Source organism: Streptomyces sp. NPDC002328 (assembly GCF_042890065.1).
Classification (GTDB): domain Bacteria; phylum Actinomycetota; class Actinomycetes; order Streptomycetales; family Streptomycetaceae; genus Streptomyces.
Window position 1 is genome coordinate 250,711 of record NZ_JBIARQ010000009.1, and the last position, 21,671, is coordinate 272,381.

Here is a 21,671-nt window from a genome sequence, read left to right on the forward strand (position 1 = left end):
AACGGCGGAAGATGTCCATCACCAGCACCACCCCCAGAATCATCGTCAGCACCAGTACCGGCATCACGAGGAGAAGCGCCGGGAGCAGCGCCGGCGCCGGGACCGCCGACCTTCGCGTCGCGCCGCCGCGTCCGACCTCCTCCGGCGTCGAGATCGTCACCTGCGACAGGGGCCCCGGCCTCCTGCCGGGCGAGGGCGCACCGCACCCGCGGCAGCGGCTGCGCGCCCGCGACGACGGGGAGTACCTCTTCGTGGGCCTGCGCGGTACCCCCGTCCCGCCGGCCGGCCCTGAGCCCGTCACGCTGCGGCTCGCCCCGGGCGACGTCTGCTTCTACGACGTGCGCCGACCGGCGGAGCTGGACTTCCCCCAGCGGTTCCGGGCGACGGTGTTCCTCGTCCCGAGCGACCTGCTGGGCCTGACGCCCTCCGACGTGCGCCGCCTGACCCGGACGCCGGTGGCCCGCGCCTCCCGGCTCGGCGGGCTGCTGTCGCCGCTGCTGTCCGACCTCGCCCGCACCGCCTCCGAGGCCAGGCCGCCGGTCGGCGAGATGCTCGCCTGGAACGCCGTGAACCTCCTCGCGACCCTCGCCGCCGAGCAGCTCGGCGCGGGCGCACCGGGCACGCCGGGAGCACCGGACGGGCAGACGCCGGTGCTGGGCCGGATCCTGGAGTACGTCGAACTGCACCTGACCGAAGCGGACTTGTCCCCGGAGACCATCGCCCGCGCGCACCACATCTCGGTGCGCTATCTGCACAAGCTGTTCCAGGACGAGGGCACTTCGGTCGGCCGGTGGATCCTGCGCCGCCGTCTGGAGGAGTGCCGGCGCGACCTGCGCCGCCACGGCCGGGGGAGCCGCACCATCGCGGCGGTGGCCGGCCGGTGGGGCTTCACGAGCGCCACGCACTTCAGCCGGGTCTTCCGCACCGCCTACGGGATGTCCCCGAGGGAGTGGCGGGACTCAGCGGCGCGCGCCTGACGCCCTCCCTCACCGGGGAGGGCCCGCCCAGGGCGCGTCCGGTGTCGACACGCGGTGCGTGACCGCCGCGGTGGCCGTCAGCAGCAGCAGGGCCAGCCCCAGCGCGAGCGCGAGGTGACCGTGCAGCAGGAGCAGCGCTCCGACCAGCGCGCCCAGGAACATGGCCAGCACCGACAGGATCCGGCGGCCGGGCCGCGGGGCCTCGCCGCCGGCCGGGGCGGAGTCCGCGGCCAGGCCCGTCAGCGTCAGCGTCAGCACGGTGGTGGTGAGGTCCGGCACGCCCAGCCGGCGGGCGACCGCGTTCTGGAGGCCCATGGCGAGCCCCAGCGCCACGATCAGCGTGTACCGGACGCCGACGCCGACGCCGACGCCGACGCCGTCGCCGACCCCGCCCCGCCCGTCGGCGACGACGGCGACGACCACCGTGACGGCGACCAGCGCCGTCTGCACTGCCGTCGCCGTCGCCAGCAACCGCCCCCGGTGCGCCGCGAACCGCGTACCGAGCCCGCCGCCCGCCACCGCCCCGGTGAGGAAGGCCGCCAGGGAGACGAGGGAGGCGGTCGCGGACAGGTTCGCCGCCCCGGCCAGCGCGAAGCCCAGGAACACCACGTTGCCGGTCATGTTGGCGACGAAGACGTGCCCGAGCGCCAGATAGCTCACCGCGTCCACCAGCCCGGTGACCACCGTCAGGGCCAGCATCAGCGGCGGCAGCGGACCGTGCCGCTCCTCCCCGCGCGGCACGAGGGTGCGCAGCGCGTCAGTCAGCAGCCGGCGCATACCGGGCCTCCTGGCTCGGCCCCGGCACGTGCAGCAGCAGGCGGGTGAGCAGCCCGCTGACCGGGCCGGCCGACAGCGCCGAGGCGACGAGCCAGCCCGGCCAGGGCGTGAGGTCCAGCGCCGCGTCTAGGGACCAGCGGCCCGGCCCGGTGAGCGCCAGCGCCGCGGACACCACGACGAGGACGAGCGGATACTCGTAACCGTCGTTCTGCACCCACAGGCCCTTGGGGCGCTTCACCGTGGCGGCGACCGTCATCACGCCCATCGCCGCCGTCGCGGCGAGCGGCGTGAGCAGCCCGGCGGTCAGGAACAGACCGGCCCCGAGCTGGCTGCCGCCCGCGGCCAGCGCGGTCAGCCGGCCGCCCCGGAAGCCGTCGCGGCGGAACTCCTCGGTCCCGCCCGCGAGGCCCTCGCCCCCGAGGAGGTGACTCACCTTCTGCACTCCGTGCCCGGCGATGAGGAGACCCACCACCAGCCGGAGCACCAGCAGTCCAGCGTCCATCGTGTACCCGCCTGTTCCGTTCCGCCTGTCGTGTTCCGCCCGCTTACCGCGCCGTGCGGGGTCAGCCCGCCGCGTGGGCGCCGATGACGGCCTGGGCGTAGACGATGCCCAGGCCGTACGCGCCGCCGTGCTCCTTCACGACGCCCGTGGTGGCCTCGTACGTCTCCGTGCGCGCCCAGTCCCGCTGGAGCTCCAGGAGCACCTGCACCCAGGTGACCGGGACCGCGCCGCCCTGCACCATGCGCTGGACGGCGTGCTCGTGGGCCTGCGGGCTGACGCCGCCGGACGCGTCGGTGACGACGTACACCTCGTAGCCCTGGGCGAGCGCGGAGAGGGTGGGCAGCACCACGCACACCTCGGTCCACAGACCGGCGATGACCAGCTTCTTGCGGCCGGTGGCCTTGACGGCCTCGACGAACGCGAGGTCCTCCCAGGCGTTCATCGTCGTGCGGTCGACGATCTTCTGCTCGGGGAAGACGTCCGCGAGCTGCGGCAGGATCGGGCCGGAGAACGACTCGGCGGCCACGGTGCTGAGCACCACCGGCACGTCGAACGCCTTCGCGGCCTTCGCCAGCCCCACCGTGGAGTTGATGATCGCGGTGCGGTCGCCGCTGCCGGTGCCGAAGAACATCTGCGGCTGGTGGTCCACGAACAGGACCGCGCAGTTGTCCGGGGTGAGCAGGTCGGGGCTGGGGGACGCGGTGACCTCGGCGATGTCGACCATGGTGAGACCTTTCGGTAGGGGGTGAGTGATGCGGGAAACGGTTCGGTCGGTCTTGAGGGAGCCGATCGGCTCGGAGACGGCCGGCTCAGAGGGAGAAGCGAGGGAGCCGGCTCAGAAGAAGCAGGGGTCGAACGGCGTGTCCGTGCCGGGCCCGCCGTCCGCGACGTCCGGGAGCAGGCCGCGTGCCGCGCGCCACCGCCGCTGCTCCTCGGACTCGGCGACGGCCCCGCCGAGCAGTTCGGCCTGACGGGCGCCCGCCCGGCCCGGACGCGAACCCGCCTGGTAGCCGCCGAAGCGGGCGACCGGGCTCCAGTCGGGGGCGATCGGCGGCAACTCCTCGTCGAGGCCCTCGTACTCGCCGGCCGCGTACACGATCCGGCCGCCGGTGACCGTCAGCAGCGACTCGATGTGCGGGATGTCCGCCTCGGGCACGGCGAAGTAGTCCTCGGACAGGACCGCCAGGTCGGCGTAACAGCCGGGCCGCAGCACGCCCTTGACGTCTTCCTCGCCGGTCAGCGCCGCGCCCGCGCGGGTGAACAGGTCCAGCGCGGTGCGCCGGTCGACGCGGTTGGACGGCGGGCGCAGCGCCAGGTCGCCGACGGTGCGACCGCTGACCAGCCAGTGCAGCGCGACCCACGGGTTGTACGTGGACACCCGGGTCGCGTCGGTGCCGGCGGCGACGGTCAGCCCGCGCTCCAGCATCGCCGTGATCGGCGGGGCGTCGGCGGCGGCGCCGGGACCGTAGCGCCGAAGGAACGCCTCGCCCTGGAAGGACAGCCGGTTCTGGACCGAGACGGCGCCGCCGAGCGCGGCGATGCGGTCCAGGCTCGCCGGGGAGACCGTCTCGGCGTGGTCGAACAGCCAGCGGTTCCCGGCCGGGAACAGGCCGTCCGCGGCGAGCTTCTCGAAGACCGCGAGATCACGGCGGATGGTCTCGTCGTAGGTGGCGTGCAGCCGGAATCCCCAGCCGTTCTCCATGAGCAGCCGCACGGCCTTCTCGAATTCCGCCTCGTATTCGGCGAGTTCCGGCCTCGGCTGGGTGAAGTTCTCGAAATCGGCTGCCGCCCAGGTGAGATTCTCGCCCGCGCCGTTGAGGCGCAGCCATTCGTCGCCGTCGCCGGGTCGGGCGGTTTCGGTCCACCGGGTGAGATCGTCGATCTCCTGTCCCGGTGTCTGCGGGAAGAGGTGATAGGCGATACGCAGCGACAACCGGCCCGATTTCGCCAGGTCGACGACGGTCGAGTAGTTCTCGGGGAAATTCTGGAATCCGCCGGCGGCGTCGATCGCCGAGGTCAGCCCGAACCGGTTGAGCTCGCGCAGGAAGTGCCGGGTGGAGGTCCTGCGGTGCTCGCCGTCCAGCACCGGGGCCTTGGCCAGCGTCGAGTAGAGGATCAGGGCGCTGGGCGCGGCCAGCAGCATGCCGGTCGGCTCGCCGTCCCGGCCGCGGACGATCTGCCCGCCCTTCGGTTCCGGCGTGTTCCGGTCGAAGCCCGCGGCCTTGAGGGCGGCGCGGTTGAGCACGGCCGACTGGTAGAGGTGCAGCACGAAGACGGGGGTGTCGGGGGCGGCGGCGTTCAGCTCCGCCGGCGTCGGCAGCCTGCGCTCGGCGAACTGCTCCGCCGACCAGCCGCCGACCACCCGCACCCACTGCCCCTTCGGCGTGCGGGCCGCCTGCTCGCGCAGCATCGCCAGGCCCTGCCGCAGGGTGGGCACCCCGTCCCAGCGCAGCTCCAGGACGTAGTTGAGGCCGCCCCGGATGACGTGCAGATGCGCGTCGTTGAGGCCCGGCACCACCCGCCGGCCGAGCGCGTCGACCACCCGGGTGTGCGGACCCGTGTGCGCGGCCATGTCCCGGTCGTCGCCGACGGCCGTGACGACCCCGCCGCGCACGGCGAGCGCCTCCGCCTGCGGGCGGCGCGGATCCTGGGTGTGGATCCGCGCGTTGCGGACGACGAGTTCCGCGGCATGGTCGGCGGCGGCTCGGGGAACCAGTCCGCGGACGGGCATGGCTGACACCGTGCGACACCCTCCTGGAATGCGGTGAGTTGTTTCGCCGGTCATTCCAACCGGTGCGGCGATGCCTGTGTGTTCCCTGAGCGCACCGAACAATTACCCACAGCGCACCGCGCGTTGTGCGCTGAGAGCACATCAGCCGTGCACCCACGGGCAAGGGAAAGCCGTGTCCCGCGTCTAGCGTTTCGGGGCGACTCAACGCACGGCCGGTCAGCACGGATCGGCACCGTTCAGCACACCGATCACAGCAGGAGATGCCCATGTCCGACGTCGTCGAGCCGGTCCAGCCGGTTCTGGAGCCCGAGGCCGCGGCGTTCGCCGAGGCGACCGCCAACCCGCCGTACCTGTTCGACCTGCCGCCGGCGGAGGGGCGCAAGGCCGTCGACGAGGTGCAGTCCGGCGAGATCGACAAGCCCGCCGTGGACGAGGAGTGGATCACCGTCTCGGGCGGTCCGACGGGCAGCGTGCGCGCCCGGATCGTCAAGCCCGCCGGCGCCGAGGGGACCCTGCCGGTCATCCTCTACATCCACGGCGCGGGCTGGGTGTTCGGCAACGCCCACACCCACGACCGCCTGGTCCGCGAACTCGCCGTCGGGGCCGGGGCGGCGGTCGTCTTCCCCGAGTACGACCTCTCGCCCGAGGCCCGCTACCCCGTCGCCATCGAGCAGAACTTCGCCGTCGCGCGCTGGGTCGTCGAGCAGGGCGCGTCGAAGAACCTGGACGGCTCCCGTCTCGCGGTGGCCGGCGACTCCGTCGGCGGCAACATGACCGCCGCCCTCACCCTGATGGCCAAGGAACGCGGGGGAGTTCCGCTGGTGCAGCAGGTGCTGTTCTACCCGGTCACCGACGCCGCCTTCGACACGGGTTCCTACCACCAGTTCGCCGAGGGCTACTTCCTGCGCCGCGACGGCATGCAGTGGTTCTGGGACCAGTACACCACCGACCCCGCCCAGCGCGCCGAGATCACCGCCTCCCCGCTGCGCGCCACCACCGAGCAGCTCACGGGCCTGCCGCCGGCGCTCGTCATCACCGGCGAGGCCGACGTCCTGCGCGACGAGGGCGAGGCCTACGCCAACAAGCTCCGCGCCGCCGGCGTCCCCGTCACCGCCGTCCGCTTCCAGGGCGTCATCCACGACTTCGTCATGCTCAACGCCCTGCGCTCCACGCACGCCGCCGAGGCCGCCATCACGCTCGCCGTCGGCACCCTGCGCAGCGCCCTGCACTCCGCCTGACCCGAGAAAGACACCCACATGAGCACCACCAAGCCCACGGTCCTCCTGGTCCACGGCGCGTTCGCCGACGCCGGCAGCTGGTCCGGCGTCATCGCCGAACTCCAGGGCTACGGCATCCCGGTGATCGCCCCGCCGAACCCTCTGCGCGGGCTCGCCTCCGACGCCGCCCACATCGCCTCCGTCGCCGCCCAGATCGACGGCCCCGTCATCCTGGTCGGCCACTCCTACGGCGGCGCCCTGATCACCGTCGCCGGCGCCGCCGAGAACGTCGTCGGCCTCGTCTACGTCGCCGCGTACGTCCCGGAGGAGGGCGAGAGCCTCGGCGCGCTCCAGGGCCGCTTCCCGCTCGCCCCGCTGGTGAGCCACCTCAAGGAGTGGACGTACCCGACGCCCGGCGGCGAGCCGGCCGTCGAGGTCACCATCGCCGAGGACGCGTTCCCGTCGGTGTTCGCCGCCGACGTGCCCGCACACGTCACCAGGGTGCTCGCCGCCGCCCAACGCCCCCTGGCCGCAGCCGCGTTCGACGAGCCCGCCGCCACGGCCGCCTGGCAGACCAAGCCGTCCTGGGCGCTCGTCGCCGGCGCGGACGAGGCGATCAACCCCGAGGTCCAGCGCTTCGGCGCCAAGCGCGCCGGCGCGACGGTCGTCGAACTGGAGGGCGCCTCGCACGCCGTCGCCGTCTCCCAGCCGAAGGAGGTCGCCGACCTGATCCGCGACGCGGTGCGCGCCACGGCCTGACCGCCCGCCGACGCCTGACCGCTGCGCGGACGCGCGGCGGTCAGGTTCTGACCGGGCCCAGTGCGAGTGCGCCGCCGGCGGCTCACCGCCACCTGAGGTGTCCCTGCACAGCCCGCCCCGCACAGCCCGTCCGCCCGGCGCGGGGCAGGGCGAGGCGGTCCTCAGCGCCGCACGAGTCGCACCACATACGTCCGTGTCAGCGCCCCGTCCTCGCCGGTCACCGTCACGACGGCCGTGTTCCGGCCCGAGCCGCCGGACCTGGTCACGGCGACGGTCGCGTAGGGGTCGCGTGTCGTCGCCGTGACCGGGGTCCGCTTCGGGTCGGGGGTGACGACCCGGTAGGCGGTCGTGTCCGGGTCGAAGGACGCGAGCGGGATCCCGGCCACCTCGATGGACGAGGCGGCGGCGTCCGAGGCGACTCCGGGGGCCTTGGCATGCACCTCGATCTCGCTCAGGGTGATGTAGCCGCCGGGGCGCGCGGTCATGACCACGCGGACGGCGCTCGCCGGTCCCGCCGTCGGAGTCAACGGGACGTCGACGACCGGCGTGCCCTCGACGCCGACCGGGACGGCGTCGCTCGCGTCGGCCCACGGGCCGTCGGCGGTCGCCCGCACCTGCGCCTTCAGGCTCTCGGGGAAGGAGGCGGTGGCCCCGTCGCGGTGGAAGTGGGCGACGATCCGGGTGAGGTCGCGGGCCTTCGGCAGGGTGAAGGTGATCGTGTCGGAGGGGTTCTTGGTGTTCCCCGGCTTCCAGTTGGACCACGCCTTCTCGGTGAGGTCGCCGTTGCGCAGCCGCTCCGCCGAGTAGCCGCTCTCGGTGAACGTGGCGGCGACCGAGACGCCGTCGTCGGCGGCGACGTTGGTCTCCACCGCCCGGGTGACCTGCACGCGGACGGTCGCGGGGACCGTGCCGCCGTCGACGATCCGGGCGACGCCGTGCAGCGTCACGACCCCGGCCGTGTCGAACGCCCCGTCGGGCGCGGCGTCCCAGGTCACCGGGAGAGCGGTCCGGCCGCCGTGCGCGCCGACGCCGACGACCGTGGCGGGCAGCTCCGGTCGCCCGCCCACGTAGGTCTTGGTCCGGCCGGGGAGCGTCGAGGCGATCGTGTCGACGGTGACGACCGCCGTCGCGGCGATCTTGTGCCCGAGGGCGTCGATCGCCTCGCCCGGCACGCGGACCGTGCCGGGTGTGCTCCAGGCCTGGTCCGACGGCAGGCTCCACACCACGGGCAGGGAGCCTCGCGCGCCGTCCCGGAACACCGGCGTCACCGTCGCCGGTAGCTGCGGCCGGAGCCCGGGGACGGTGAACGCCTCGGCCGGCTCGGTGCGCAGCACCGTCTCGTCGGTCACCGTCCAGCGCTGGTTCGCCGCCGAAGTGGGCGTGTAGGTGGACACCTTGGCGCCGTCGGCCGTGGACTGCCCGGCGACGTCGAGCAGTCGGCCGGTGGCGGCGTTGACGAACGTCCAGGTGCCGTCGCCCGTCGTCGACATGATCCACCGTGCCGCGTCGTCGGGCGCGGCGCCCGCCGGGGCCTCCAGGACGGTCTGGCCGTCCCGCACCGCGAGCCGCTTGCCCGTGGTCGCGCCGGTGAGGGAGTAACGGGCGCGATGGTCGGTGCCGGGCGTCAACTGCCGTACGGTCCACAGCTGTTCGGTGGTTGTGGCGTCGGTGGTGTGGATGACCGCGCCGCCGCCGTCGGCCGCCGGGGCGAGGGACTTGCCGCTCTGCGCGCCCGTGAGCCGGTAGACGTGCCCGGACTGGACGAGCGCCGCGTCCTTCGCCACACCGGAGACGCCGTCGACGAGGAAGGTGGTGACCGACTTCGCGGGGACGGTCAGTGTGGCCGAGCGGTCGGCGACCCGGACCGGCGTGCCGCGTACGAGCGCGCCCTCGGCGCTGGTCACCACGGGGGTGACGGTGGCCCGCGACGCGACCTTGCCGAAGCGGGACAGGTCGAGGGTGACCGAGCGGGCCGAGGCGCCGCTGTTGACGTGGACCACGCTCGCCGCGCGGCCGGAGGCGCGCACCGCGGCGACGGTGGAGGCGTCGTCGACCTTCACGAAGTGGTCGCCGGGGCGGATGTGGTGGGTGAAGTTGCGGATGGTGTGGAACTTGGAGTTGGTGCGGATCGGGCAGGTCTGCGGGGTGTCCTCGGCCGTGCAGTTGAAGGGGACGTGGATGCTGCCCCAGTTCTTGCCGGCCGCGGCCTGGGGGATCGCGTCTTCGATCGGCTGCCAGAACACCCAGGCGGAGGGCTCCAGTTCACGCATGTCGTCGACCATGCGGGTGGCGATCCCGAGGCCCGGGTCCATGCCCGTGAAGTCGGTCCCGGTGCCCCAGGTGCCCTCGACCTCACTCATCCACAGTTTCTTGCCGGCGCCCTTGGCGATGTCGCGGGCGCTGGTGCGCATGCCGGTGCCGTAGGTGTGCACGTTGAGCTGGTCCACGGCGGCCCGCGCGGCGGTGTCGTAGGCGTTCCAGTTCTGGGTGAAGATGCCGGGGTTGGTCTCGTCCATCGCCGAGACCTTCGCCTCGGTCGTGGTGTCCCGGAGCGCCTCGTCGAGGGCGAGGATCACCTTCTGCTGGAGGGCCGGGCCGGCGTGCGCGCCTTCCTGCCGTCCGCCCGTGGGCTGCCCGTCCGCCCCCAACTGCGTTCCCCAGTAAGTGGTGTTGGGCTCGTTCAGCGGGTTGACGGTGTCGAACGCGATGCCGTGCTCCCGCTCCAGCCGTTCGGTGACGCGCGCCAGGTACGTGGCGAACTCGTCGACGCGGTCCGCGCGGATCTGGTCCTTGCCGGAGTCGAAGCCGCCGGAGACATAGCCGCTGACGGTCTGGAACCAGGGCGGCGAGTTGCTGAACGCCTCCCAGCGGGTCACCTTGTCCTTGACCTGGTCCACCCACCAGCGCTGGTTCGCGTCGGCGTCCCAGTTCCAGTGGCCGGCGTCGTCCGGGTCCCACCAGTCCACGTCCTGCCGGGTGGTCCCCTCGGGGGCCTTCCAGAAGCCCTCCATGGTCGCGCCCGTCTTCATGTAGTCCTTGCGGACGTCGGGCGCGTTGCCGCCGCCGATGTTGTAGCGCGCGATGTTCAGCCGCAGCCCGTCCTCGCCGAACAGCAGGTCGACCAGGCGCTTGCGCAGGGGGTCCGGATATCCGCCGGTGGCGTTGGCGAACCAGACGAGGCTCGTGCCCCACCCCTCGAACTCCTGCTGCCGGTACGACGGATCGATCCGCACGGTGACCGCGCTCAGCGGTGACGAGGACTCCGCCGGGGCGGCGGTCGCCGCCGGCGCGGTGACCAGCCCCGCGCCGAGCACCAGGGGAACCGCGGGCGCCAAGGCCCGTACGAACCAATGCCGTTGGGACACGACACTCCCTTTCACCGCATGCGGGCGGGACACGGACCAAGACGCAGGACGAACAGAACCGATCAAAAAGAATCGCGCTCAGGGCATGCTTGATGACAGAAATGAACACGTCAAGACGGCGTGCGGGAACGTCTCCGACGGCACGGTCCGCGACCGGTGACAAACGCGCCACCCTTCGCTGCGTTCTTGTGAGCATCGCCGGATCACCCGGTCCGCCCGGTCCTACGGTCCCGCCATGAACACGACCCGCAGCAGAAGGAGTACGTGGCGCGGCGTCGCTCTCGCGGTGCTGCTGACCACCGGGGCGCTCACCGCGGCGACCCCCGACACCCAGGCCGACACACGAAACGGCTCGCCGGCCGATGCTCAGACCGACACGCGTGCGGCGAGCGCGCGGACCGAGACGCCCGTGGCGTCGACCAGTCCGGTCACCGGCGTGACCGAGACGCTGGTCCGCATGCGCTCGCCGCTGCCGGCGTCCTTCGGGGCGCGGCCGGCGGCGTGCGACTGGCTGTCCTACCTGCGCTACCGGTCCTCCGCCGGGCCGGCCGCCTCGGCCGACGCCGACCGGATCCTCGTCGCCCAGCCGGGCATCCTGGAGGGCGCCGGGGCCTTCGACAGCGTCGCCCGCAACACCGTGGCCCGCGCCGCGGCCCAGGGCGGGCACATCGAGTTCTGGGCCCTGGACCGGCGTTCCAACTGTCTGGAGGACCGCACCGGGATCGCCTCCGGCGACCAGCACACCGCCGTCGACTACTACTACCGGGGTCGACCGGTCGAGGGCCGTGCCTTCGCCGGGTTCGTCGGCAACGAGCGCCTCGGATGGATGGCGCGGCTGGGCGTCGAGCAGACCGTCCGCGACCAGTACGACCTGCTCACCGCCGAACTCCCGCAGCAGAGCGTGCGCAAGAGCAAGGTGCTGTGCGGCGGGCACTCGCTCGGCGGAGTCGTCACCGGGTACTTCGCGGTCGCCGACTTCGACGGCGACCGCACCACCACCGCCGACGCCGGCTACAACCAGTGCGCCGGCTACTTCGCCCTCGACACCACCGTCTCCACGTCGCTCGCCGACCTGAGCGGCAGCATCCCCGACGACACCAACCTGCCCGACATCGGCCTCGGTCACGGCGTCGTCCAGGCCGGGCTCGACAGCGGACTGCTCTCCCGCTCGCTGTCCGCGCCGGTCCTGCTCAACCCCGAGACGATGACCCTGCTGGCCATCGCGGGACTGGGCGCGGTGCAGGACCCGGACGGCGAGGCCGACCTGCCGTCCTACCTGCCCCGGACCACCAACATCGAGGCCACCAACCGCTTCCTGTTCTCCAAGGACGCCGCCGCGTTCGTCACCGGCTCGCCCGCGGTGAGGGACTTCCGGCTCACCAACGAGGCCGTGCTCGGCGCGCTGATGGACGACCACTCCGTGCCGCTGGCGTTCCTCCAGAGCAGCGTCGGCTTCTTCGACGGCGGGCCGATCGCCGACAAGAGCTTCCCCGTCGCCAACGGCAGCGGACAGCTCCCGGCGCTGTTCGGCAGTGAGTACAAGGCCATCCCGGACCGGCCGCACGGACCGCTGTACACATGGCGCAATTACGACCGCGTCGGCGATCCCGACGACCCCGGACACCGGTCGGCCGACGGGACGCCGTTCACCGGCGCGGGCAAGGAGGTCACCGACATCCAGGAGCTCGCCCGCAGCCTGGCCGAGCAGCCGCTCGACTTCACCGAGCAGTACTTCCCGACGAAACTCGTCACCGACCTCCAACTGGCCGACTCGCCGCAGGTGAAGCGGCTCCTGGCGCACCCGGTGGGCCTCACTGCCAACCCGACGCTCACCGTGCTCGCGGGCGACGGACTGCTCGCGGGCCGCATCCCGCCCGACCTCCACCCCGTGGTCGCCGACGGCTACCAGCACCTCGACGTGCTGACCGCCGCGCCCGCGCAGAACGACGGCCGGCCCGAACCGGTCTCGGCGGCGCTCACCGAGTTCGCCCGAACCCCCAAGTAGCCCCGCACAGAGACGAGACGGGCCCGGGAGGACATCCCCTCCCGGGCCCATTTCTTGTGCCGGTGGCCAATGACCGATGACCGGTGGTGCTGAGGTGCTGAGGTGCTGTGGTGCTCAGACCTTGCCCGCGGCGAACGTGGCCGCCGCCTCCGCGTTCGCGGTGTAACCGAGGTGCGCCAGCACGTCGTCCCCGCCGTTGACGCAGATGGGGTCGCCCGCGGCGCAGAAGTCGATCGTGCGGCTCTGGTAGGTGCCGGTGACGCTCTTGCCGAGGGCCCGGATCGGGTTGCCGAACAGCAGCACCGCGGCCACCCGCGGCTCCAGCGCGGCGGGAATGGTGGCGACGATGGGGCTGCCGACCACCGCGCCCGCGCTGCTGACGCCGATGGAGTTGTCGACGACGTTCGCGCCCTGCGAATAGCCCACCAGCACGAAACGCTGGTTCGGGCAGGCGGCGGCCTGGCTCCGCACATGGTTCACCAGATCCGCGTTTCCCTGCGCCGCCGACGTCAGGGAAAGGTCCGCGGGATAGTTCACCTTGTAGCTGGAAAGGGATTTGCCCGTCAGTTTCCGCTGGAGCGCGGAATACACCGGGTCGCCGACGATCAGACCGAGATTGCCCGGCTCGAACGTCCCGCGGGCCGCGATGACGTCGACGTTCGTGCAGGCGGCGGCCGAGGGGACGGCCGAGGCGGCGGGCGCCGAGAGGGTGGCCAGTCCGGCCCCGCCGACCAGCGAGAGCGCGGCGAGGCACAAGCGGATACGCATGGGGATCCTTTGAGGGTGGGGCGCGGGGAAGCGCCTACGGAAAAGGACGCCACGAACGTATTCGCGTGGACCGGCTAAGTGTTATGGACGGGAATTCATAATCGCGTCGGAATCTGTTGCCGAAGTGAGTGCGGAGTGCGCGCCCGATGAATTCGCGTGCAGCGACTCGGCGCGCAGCGCGAGAATGAGGTCCAGGCGGGCCCCCGGATCGTGCAGGGCGTCGCCGAAGAGCTTGTCGAGCTGGCGCAGGCGGTAGCGGACCGTCTGCGGGTGGACGTGCAGACGCGCGGCGACGTCGGGCACGTTGCTGCCGCTGAGCAGCCACGCCAGCAGCGTCTCCGCGAGCCGGCCGCGCTGCCCCTCCGAGACCGCGTCGAGGGGCGCGAGGCACCGCGACCGCAGCTGGGCGAGCATCGGCTCGTCGCTGTGCAGCAGCAGCGTCGACAGGTGCTCGGAGCACCGCACCACGCCCTGCCGGGGAAGGATCCCACGGCCCATCAGCCCGAGCGCCCGGCTGGCCCAGTGCAGAGACCGGGCGGCCTCGGCGAGCGGCACCGTCGGCCCGATCGCGGCCGGCCGGCCGCGCAGTGCGAGCGCGAACGCCCGCCCGCCGAACCGGGCCGAACCGTCCGGGTCGGGCACCAGCATCCGCGGCGGCCTGGACTCCATGTCCACCAGCGCCCCCGCCGCCGCCAGCGGACGGTCCTCCTCACGCTGGTCCGCGGTCGCCGCGAGCGCGACCACCGCCACCTGCCGCGGCACCGGCCAGCGCGCCCCGTGCGCCAGATCCTGCACGGCCTCCGGGGCCGCCGGCGGATCGCCCAGCAGCAGGTCGAGCAGCCGCCTGCGGCGCCGTTCCAGCTCGTCCGTGCTGCGCAGCCGGGCCTCCGCGTACCCGGCCGCCGCCGCCTCCGCGACCTCGTGCACCGTCCGGAACGCCAGCTCGCCCAGCCCGGCCACGGCCGCCGAGTCCAGCCCGACCTCCTCCGCCGTACGGCCCATCAGCCGCCAGGCGTGCAGCCCGCCGACCCGCAGCGCGGACTGCAACGCGTCCAGGCTGCGGCCCTCCAACGCCTCACCGCGGCCCAGCTCGTAGTACGTCGCGGTGATCGCGGCCCCCTGGCCGCGCGGGTCGGCGATGTGGTCCACGAACAGGGTCAGCGCCTGCACCACCCCGGCTCTCAGGTGCGCGCGGTACGTCCCGTCGGCCGGCCGAGCGTACTCCGGGACCTGCCGGCGCACCTCCTCCTCCACCTCGTCGGCGACGGCCTCCAGCTGGTCGCGCAGCAGCAGGGCCAGATCCGGCGGCACCGCGGCGGCTCCGAGGCCCTCCGGTGCGCCGTGCGGGGTGGGGGAAGCCACGGCGGACCCTCCTTTCACCCGGAAGCGGCTCACCCGCGGACCGTTGCCCGTGGGGCGAGGGACGAGTCCAGGGTTGGACGGACGTCCCCTGCGCTCCGTTCCGTGCCCCGACGGCACCGGCCTCACTCCGGCACCCCCAGCGCACGGGCGAGCATCGGCCACGAGGACGTGAACTCCCCTCTCCAGTAAGCCCAGTCGTGCCCCCCGCCCGGGTAGTAGTGGGTGGTGACCGGGATGCGGAGCAGCGCGAGGGCGTCGGTGAACAGGTGCGCCGAGGGCCACAGCAGGCTCTCCAGCGCCCCGGGGAGCCAGTCGCCGACGCCGCCCGGTATCCCGCTGCCGCTGGAGACGTACAGGGCGGTGCCGCGCAGGCCCTCCGCGCGGGCCCGCGGGTTGAAGTCCCGCCAGGTGAGCAGATTCAGGAGCGGATTGCCCCACAGGGAGAGGGGCAGCAGGTTCTCGCGCGCCACGATGGCGTCCACCAGGGCGGGCACACCCGGCGCGGTGGTGTCGAGGAGGCCGCTGTACGAGGCCGCGGCGGCGAACGTCCCCGGGTGGCGCGCCGCGTGCGCCATCGCGCCGTAGCCGCCGGTGGACACCCCGGCGACGGCCCGGACGCCGGAGGCCCGGTAGGAGCGGGCCAGCAGCGCGGGGACCTCGTTGATCTGGAAGGTCTCGTAGTCGGGGCCGATCCGCCAGTCGGTGGGGATCCCGGTGGGGCCCGCGTCCGGCATCGCGACGATGAGGTCCCGGCCCTCGGTGAAGGCCTCGATGTCGGTCTCCCTGGTCCAGGACGTGTAGTCGTCGTGCGCCCCGTGCAGCAGATACAGCACGGGGTAGGTCCGCGTCGGCTGCGCGGCGAAGCTCGACGGCAGGATCAGCCGCAGCGGCGCGGCGCGCCCCAGGGCGAGGGACGGCACGGACACGTCGAAGGTGCGCGGCCCGAGCCGGGTCGCGGCCCGCGCCGCGCCCGTCCCGGCGGCGGAGAACAGGGCGGCCAGGCCGACGGCCGCCGCGGCTCTGGCGACGGCGCGCCGTGACGCGTACGGCTCGCCCTCGGCGGTGCGGTGGGACATGCGGCTCTCCTCGGGTCAGGGGCGGCGGAGTTCGCGGTGCAGACGGTCGGCGATCTCGTCGACGAACGGCGGGTCCAGGAGCGACAGATGGTGACCGGCGACCGGTACGACCGTCAGGTCCGGGCACACCTCGTCCCAGCCGAGCGACTCGTCCTGCCGCTCGTACGCCGGATCGCGCACGGTGTGCGGCGCGGGCTCAGTGGCCCGGAACAGCACCACGCGCCCCGCGTAGCGCCCCGGCCGGTGCGCCTCGCCGATGCGGAGGTCCACGTAGGAGGCGCGCTGGTGCTCCAGGGCGGCCGGCGGCACACCGAGGGCGGCCTTGCGCAGCGCCCGCAGCACGACGTCGACGCGGTCGCCGTCGTCGTCCATCGCCACGAGCTCGTCGTACGGCAGCTCCAGCCGCACCCCGTAGGCGTCGGCGGCATGGCGGGCGAAGCCCTCGAAGTGGGCGCGGACCCGGTCGGCCGGTGAGCGGTCCGTCCCGGGGAGCGGCCGTACCGAGTCGATGAGCGCCACCAGGTCCACCTGCCGTCCGGCGGCGACGAGTTGGCGTGCGGTCTCCTGGGCGACGAAGCCGCCGAAGGACCAACCGGCGAGCACACAGGGCCCGTCGGGACAGGCGGCGGCCACCGCTTCGGCGTAGCGGCGCGCTTTGCCGGTCACCGTGCGGACCTCGTCGAGCCGCTCCAGCCCGAATACCGGCCGTTCCTCCACGAGTTGCGCACCGAGGCGTTCGACGAGCGTCCGGTAGACGTCGGTCGTGCCGCCGGCGGCGTGGAAGAGGAACAGCGGGGCGTGGGAGCCGCCGGGGCGCAGGGTGCGGAGCGGCGGCGGGCCGGGCGGCCGTGCGGACAGCGCCCGTTCGACGCGGACGGCCGCCTCCTCGACGGTGGCCGCGCCGAGCAGCTCCCGCAGCGGCAACTGCTCCGTCCCGAACTCCCTTTGCAGGGCGGCACGGACGCGGACCGCCGACAACGAGTCCAGACCGAGGTCGGCGAGGGCCGTGGCGGGGGTGACACGGGCCGGGGGATGGCCGGTCACGGAGACGATGTGGTGGCGGAGCCGGCCGAGGACGGAGGTGTCCGGCCTGGTGTCGGCCTCCAGCGGCGGGGGTGGGGGTGGGGCCGGGGGCGAGGCCGCCGTGGGTGCGGCCGTCGGGAGCGCGGACGCGGCTGTCGTGGGCGTGGACGCGGCCGTTGTGGGTGTGGCCGTCGGGAGAGGACGCCCGTCCGTCCACCAGTGCCGGATGTGCCGCCAGCGCGGTGCGGGCAGGTCCACGACCCGGCCGGGCGGCAGCGGCAGTCGGCCGCCCGCCGCGTACAGGGTGCCCACCTGGGCGAGGAACCCCGCCGAGCCGTCGGTGTCGCGGCGCAGCGAGCCGACGGCGAGGGCGCCGGGCGCGGTGTCGGTGACGGCCCGGGTCAGCACCGGATGGGGCGAGATCTCGACGAAGGCGGTGTGGCCGTCCGCCGAGGCCGCCGCGACCGCCCGGTCCAGTCGCACGGGCCGCCGCAGGTTCGCGGCCCAGTGGGCGGCGTCGAACACGCAGTCGCCGCGCGGATCGTCCAGGACGGTGGAATAGAAGGGGAGTTGAGACCGTCCGGGCTGAATACCGGCCAGTGACTCGATCAACTCCGGCAGCAGCGGATCGACTTGGGACGAGTGGCCGGCGCCGACCACGCGCATGACGCGCGCCGCCCGCCCCTCCCGCTCCAGCCGGCGCACCAGCCGGGCCACCGCCGGCTCCTCCCCGGTGACCACCTTCTGTCCGGGCGAGGAGTGCACGGCGACCTGGACACCGGGGAAGTCCCGCTCCAGAGCGAGGAGTTCACCGTCGTCGAGGTCCACGACCGCCATCGCGCCGCCGCTCAGCCCGCTGAGCAGCCGGGCCCGCACGGCGACGACCCGTGCCGCGTCCGACACGTCGAGCGCGCCCGCGCACACCGCGGCGGCCACCTCGCCCAGCGAGTGACCGATCACGGCGGCGGGCTCCACGCCATGGGAACGCCACAGCTCCGCCAGCGCCAACTGGCAGCCGAACAACACCGGTTGGGACACCTCCAGCTGATCGAGAGGCAGCTCCGACGCCAGCTGCTCGTACAGGGACACCCCGCACTCCGCGGCCAGCTGCGGGTCGAGTTTCTCCACGGCGGCGGCGAAGGCGGGCTCCTCGCGCAGCAGTCGGCGTCCCATGCCGGCCCACTGGCTGCCGTACCCGGAGAAGACCCACACCGGACCGTGCTGCCCGACGAGATCCCGCTCACCGGTGACGACCCGCGCGTGTGTGCGCCCCTGCGCCAACGCGTCCAGCCCGTCGGCGAGTTCGTCGTGGTCGCGCGCGACGACGGCGGCCCGCACGGGGCCCCGGCCCGTCCGTCCGGCGAGCGTGCGCGCCACGTCGGCGGGGTGCGCGGCGCTCCCCTCGGGCGTGCGGAGCCAGTCAGCGAGGCGGGCGGCGGTGTCCTGGACGCGGACGGCGTCGAGGTCGCCGAGGAGGTGCAGGCGGGCGGCCGGCTCCCGCGCGGGGGAGCGGGAGTCGCCGGGGGCCTCGGGCCGTGGTCCGGGGGCCGGTCGCCATTCCTCCAGCACGGCATGGGCGTTGGTGCCGCCGAAGCCGAACGCGGAGACCCCGGCGGTGGCCGTGCCGCCGTAGCGGGGCCATGGCTCCGGTTCGGTCACCACCCGCAGCCGTTCGTCGGTCAGGGCGCTGCCCCCGGCGCAGTGCAGGGACGGCGGGAGGAGGTCGTGGTGCAGCGCCAGCACCGTCTTCACCAGGCCGGCGATGCCCGCGGCGGACTCCAGATGCCCGAGGTTGCCCTTGACCGAGCCGAGCAGCAGCGGCTGGTCGGGGTCGCGGTCCGCGCCGAGCACCGCGCCGAGCGCGCCCGCCTCGATGGGATCGCCCAGCGGGGTCCCGGTCCCGTGCGCCTCGACGTGGTCGACGAGCGCGGGGACGATCCCGGCCCGCGCGTACGCGGTCCTCAACAGGGCTTGCTGTGCTGCCGGGTTGGGGGCCAGGAGCCCGTTGGAGCGGCCGTCGGAGTTGACGGCCGTGGCGCGGACGACGGCGAGGACGCGGTCGCCGTCCCGCTCCGCGTCCGACAGCCGCTTCAGCAGCACGGCCGCGCAGCCCTCGCCGCGTCCGATGCCGTCGGCCGCGGGCGAGAACGGTTTGCACCGTCCGTCCGGCGCGAGGGCCCCCGCCCGCCGGAACGCGACCGTGACGACGGGCGAGAGCAGCAGGTTGACCCCGGCCGCGATCGCCGTGTCGCTCTCCCCCGAGCGCAGGCTGACGCAGGCCTGGTGCACCGCCACCAGCGAGGAGGAGCAGGCGGTGTCGACGGCCATCGTCGGCCCGCGCGTGTCCAGCACGTACGCCAGCCGGCCGGCGGTGACGCTCAGGGCTCCGCCCGCCGGCGCCCGGGGATCGACGGCGGCGGCGTCGGCCCCGGTGAGCTGCCCGTACTCCGGGGCGGAGACGCCGACGAAGACGCCGGTCGGGGTCCCGGCGAGGGACGCCGCCGGGACGGAGGCGTGGTCGAGGGCCTCGTGGACGACCTCCAGCAGGATCCGCTGCTGCGGATCCATCACCGCGGCCTCGCGCGGGGCGACGCGGAAGAAGTCGGCGTCGAACCCGGCGACGTCGTCGAGATAGCCGCCGTACGGGGGAGCGTCGGCGGGCGGGAAGGCGGTGAAGTCCCGCCACCGGTCCTCCGGAACCCGCCGGATCGCGTCGCCCCCCTCGCACAGCAGCCGCCAGTAGTCGCCCGGACCGCGCACACCGCCCGGCAGCCGGCAGCCGACGCCGACGACGGCGACGGGCTCGTCGGCCACCGCCGGATGAGCACCGCCGGGGGACCCCGCAGACACCGGTGACCCCGCAGACACCGGTGACGCCGCAGACACCGGTGCCGCCGGAGGGACCGCCTCCGAAGGCCGCTCCGCCGCCGCGTCGCACACCCGCGCCACCAGGTCGTCCCCGGTGGCCGCCTCCCACACCAGCGTCGCCGGCAGCTCGCGGCCCGTCACCCCGGACAGCTCCCCGGCCAGCGTCACCGCGTCCCGCGAGGACATGCCGAGGTCCGCCAGCGGCCGGTCCATCGGGACGTCCCCGGGGGCCGTGCCGTTCCAGGCGGCCACCCGCCCGGCGATCCGCTCGGCGACCAGACGGCGCAGCTCGCGCTCGTCGACGGCCGTCATCCCGCGGTCCGGGCCGGGTAGGCGCCGGCGAGGTAGCGCTCCCGGGTCAGCGTCCGCGACACCTTGCCGCTCGACGTGCGGGGCACGGTCCCCGGCGGGACGAGCACCACGTCCGCGAGCCGCAGCCCGTGCCGGGCCGAGACGGCGGCGCGCACCGCGCGCGTCAGGGCCGGCACGTCGATCTCCGCGAGGCGCGCGGTCCGCGCGTGCTCCGCCACGACGACGACCTGCTCGCCCGAGCCGCCCGGCACCCCGAACGCGGCCAGCCGGTCGCGCCGCACCGCGGGGTGCGCGTCCTGGGCCGTGACCTCCACGTCCTGCGGATAGTGATTGCGGCCGTCGACGACTATGAGGTCCTTCAGCCGGCCGGTGACGATCAACTGCCCTTCCAGGAAAGCCCCGAGATCCCCGGTGCGCAGCCAGCCCCCCGAGCCGCCGCCGACGTCACCGCGAACGTCACAGCCGCACGCCGCACCCGCGCCCGCGCCACCGGCGCACCCGTCGCCCGCGCCCGCGCCACCGGCGCACCCCGCACCCGCGCCACCCGCACACCCCTCACCGGCGAGCCCCACGCCGAAGACGCGCCCCGTGAGCCCGTCCTGACCCCGGTACCCGCGGCCCACGTTGGGACCCTGCACCCAGATCTCGCCCACCTCCCCCTCCGACAGCGCCACGCGGGACACCGGATCGGCGACGCGGACCCGCTGGCCCGCCGGAGAACCGCAGCCGGCCAGCAGGACGGCCGTGGGATCGTCCGGGCGCGCGGGCAGCGCCTTCCCGGAGGCGAGGGCGTCCCGGTCGAGCGCGAACCGCCGCAACAGCTCCCCGGGCCGCGCGGCGCAGACGAACACGGTGGCCTCGGCGAGCCCGTACGAGGGACAGTGCGTCTCCGGTGCGAGCCCCTGCGCGGCGAAGGCGGCGTGGAAGCGGTCGGCGGTGCCGGGCCGCACCGGCTCGCTGCCGTTGATCAGCGCGGCGACCCCGCCCAGCCGCAGGTCCGCCTTCTGCGCGTCGGTGACGGCCGCGGCGCAAAAGTCGTACGCGAAGTTGGGGGCCGCGCTCACCGCCCGCGGATGCGCGGACAGCAGCCGCAGCCAGCGCACGGGCTCGTGGAGGAAGGCCACCGGATCCATGAGCACCGACAGCAGACCCCGCACCACCGGGGCGGCGACGCTCAGGACGAGCCCCATGTCGTGGTACAGCGGCAGCCACCCCACACAGGTCACCGGATCCGCCTCGGCGCCGTAAGCGGCCAGCGACTGGCGGGCGTTGGCGACGACGTTGGCGTGGCTGATCTCCACCCCCGCCGGGGTGCGGGTCGACCCGGAGGTGTACTGGAGGTAGGCGACCGCATCCGGGTCCGGCACCGCGTGCCCCCTGTCCGGCGGTCCACCGGCGGCGGCGTCGGGAACGTCGTCCACGGCGAGCACCCGCACCGGCCTTCCCGAACAGAACCCCCGTACCTCGTCCAGTGTCTGACGTGTCGTCAGCACCACCGCCGGTTCCGCGTCCGCGAGCACCGCCGAGAGCCGGTCCCCGTGCCCGGGCAGACCGGGCGGATACAGCGGTACGGCGACCAGGCCGGCGGCGAGCGCCGCGAGGAACCCGGTGACGTACTCGACGCCCTGCGGGCACAGCAGCGCGACCCGCGCCCCCGGCCCGGCCTCCTCGGCCAGCCGGGCGGCCACCGCCCGCACCCGCAAATCCAGCCGTCGCCAGGTCAGTGTGCGGTGGACGCCTCGGGTGTGCGGGGCGGGATGGTCGACGAAGGTGAACGCCCGTCGTTCCGGGGCGGTTTCGGCCCAGTGCCGCACGTGCTCCGGCAGACTCCGGTACGCGGGGGCGAGCGGGGGGCGGCGGTTGTCCATCAGGCGTGGCTCCTCACATCGCGGGGGGCGCGGGCCGAGCGGTCCAGGTCGGCCGGGGTGA

Annotated in this window: 14 protein-coding genes; 4 read left to right on the plus strand and 10 right to left on the minus strand. The window is 74.1% G+C overall.

Translation table 11 applies throughout. The annotated features are described in order from the left end of the window. The first annotated feature begins 11 nt into the window (after positions 1-11). Entirely contained in the window at positions 12-977 is a 966-nt protein-coding gene (locus ACFYX4_RS23815) for a helix-turn-helix domain-containing protein (protein WP_389336728.1), read from the plus strand. A gap of 9 nt (positions 978-986) precedes the next feature. Here ACFYX4_RS23815 and ACFYX4_RS23820 read toward each other — a convergent pair whose 3' ends face one another. The 4 genes from ACFYX4_RS23820 to ACFYX4_RS23835 all read right to left on the minus strand — a co-directional run bounded on the left by ACFYX4_RS23820 (position 987) and on the right by ACFYX4_RS23835 (position 4,987). Next, positions 987-1,754 (minus strand): YoaK family protein, encoded by a 768-nt coding sequence (locus ACFYX4_RS23820; RefSeq protein WP_389336731.1) that lies wholly within the window; start codon positions 1,752-1,754, stop codon positions 987-989. Beyond that, positions 1,735-2,256, minus strand: a complete 522-nt coding sequence (locus tag ACFYX4_RS23825; RefSeq protein ID WP_389336734.1) for a DoxX family protein — start codon at positions 2,254-2,256, stop codon at positions 1,735-1,737. The genes ACFYX4_RS23820 and ACFYX4_RS23825 overlap by 20 nt, the downstream gene beginning before the upstream one ends. A gap of 61 nt (positions 2,257-2,317) precedes the next feature. Next, positions 2,318-2,980 (minus strand): hydrolase, encoded by a 663-nt coding sequence (locus ACFYX4_RS23830; RefSeq protein ID WP_389336737.1) that lies wholly within the window; start codon positions 2,978-2,980, stop codon positions 2,318-2,320. Positions 2,981-3,091: 111 nt separating this feature from the next. Continuing rightward, positions 3,092-4,987: an amidohydrolase gene (locus ACFYX4_RS23835; RefSeq protein WP_389336740.1), complete on the minus strand. Its 1,896-nt coding sequence runs from the start codon at positions 4,985-4,987 to the stop codon at positions 3,092-3,094. Positions 4,988-5,253: 266 nt separating this feature from the next. Between ACFYX4_RS23835 and ACFYX4_RS23840 the strand changes: the two genes are divergently transcribed. Together ACFYX4_RS23840 and ACFYX4_RS23845 are read left to right on the plus strand one after the other, a co-directional pair. Then, positions 5,254-6,225 carry an alpha/beta hydrolase gene (locus ACFYX4_RS23840; RefSeq protein WP_389336743.1) on the plus strand — a complete coding sequence of 324 codons (972 nt, stop codon included), beginning with the start codon at positions 5,254-5,256 and terminating at the stop codon, positions 6,223-6,225. Positions 6,226-6,243: 18 nt separating this feature from the next. Next, on the plus strand, positions 6,244-6,963 hold the full coding sequence (locus ACFYX4_RS23845; RefSeq protein WP_389336746.1) for an alpha/beta fold hydrolase: 720 nt from the start codon (positions 6,244-6,246) through the stop codon (positions 6,961-6,963). A 161-nt stretch (positions 6,964-7,124) separates the two neighbouring features. Here ACFYX4_RS23845 and ACFYX4_RS23850 read toward each other — a convergent pair whose 3' ends face one another. Beyond that, positions 7,125-10,328 (minus strand): glycoside hydrolase, encoded by a 3,204-nt coding sequence (locus tag ACFYX4_RS23850; RefSeq protein WP_389336749.1) that lies wholly within the window; start codon positions 10,326-10,328, stop codon positions 7,125-7,127. Positions 10,329-10,563: 235 nt separating this feature from the next. Between ACFYX4_RS23850 and ACFYX4_RS23855 the strand changes: the two genes are divergently transcribed. Then, on the plus strand, positions 10,564-12,333 hold the full coding sequence (locus tag ACFYX4_RS23855; protein WP_389336752.1) for a hypothetical protein: 1,770 nt from the start codon (positions 10,564-10,566) through the stop codon (positions 12,331-12,333). A gap of 114 nt (positions 12,334-12,447) precedes the next feature. On the opposite strand, the gene ACFYX4_RS23860 is transcribed toward ACFYX4_RS23855, so the two are convergent. The 5 genes from ACFYX4_RS23860 to ACFYX4_RS23880 form a co-directional block, all read right to left on the minus strand. Then, entirely contained in the window at positions 12,448-13,101 is a 654-nt protein-coding gene (locus ACFYX4_RS23860; protein ID WP_389336755.1) for a cutinase family protein, read from the minus strand. 81 nt (positions 13,102-13,182) lie between these two features. Then, on the minus strand, positions 13,183-14,463 hold the full coding sequence (locus ACFYX4_RS23865; protein WP_389336758.1) for a PucR family transcriptional regulator: 1,281 nt from the start codon (positions 14,461-14,463) through the stop codon (positions 13,183-13,185). Between the two features lie 122 nt (positions 14,464-14,585). Beyond that, on the minus strand, positions 14,586-15,539 hold the full coding sequence (locus ACFYX4_RS23870; protein ID WP_389336762.1) for an alpha/beta hydrolase: 954 nt from the start codon (positions 15,537-15,539) through the stop codon (positions 14,586-14,588). Positions 15,540-15,554: 15 nt separating this feature from the next. Further along, positions 15,555-19,742: a beta-ketoacyl synthase N-terminal-like domain-containing protein gene (locus ACFYX4_RS23875; RefSeq protein ID WP_389336765.1), complete on the minus strand. Its 4,188-nt coding sequence runs from the start codon at positions 19,740-19,742 to the stop codon at positions 15,555-15,557. Beyond that, complete coding sequence (locus ACFYX4_RS23880) at positions 19,739-21,610, minus strand: fatty acyl-AMP ligase (protein WP_389336768.1); 1,872 nt, start codon at positions 21,608-21,610, stop codon at positions 19,739-19,741. Before ACFYX4_RS23880 ends, ACFYX4_RS23875 begins: the two co-directional genes overlap by 4 nt. Between the last annotated feature and the right edge of the window lie 61 nt (positions 21,611-21,671).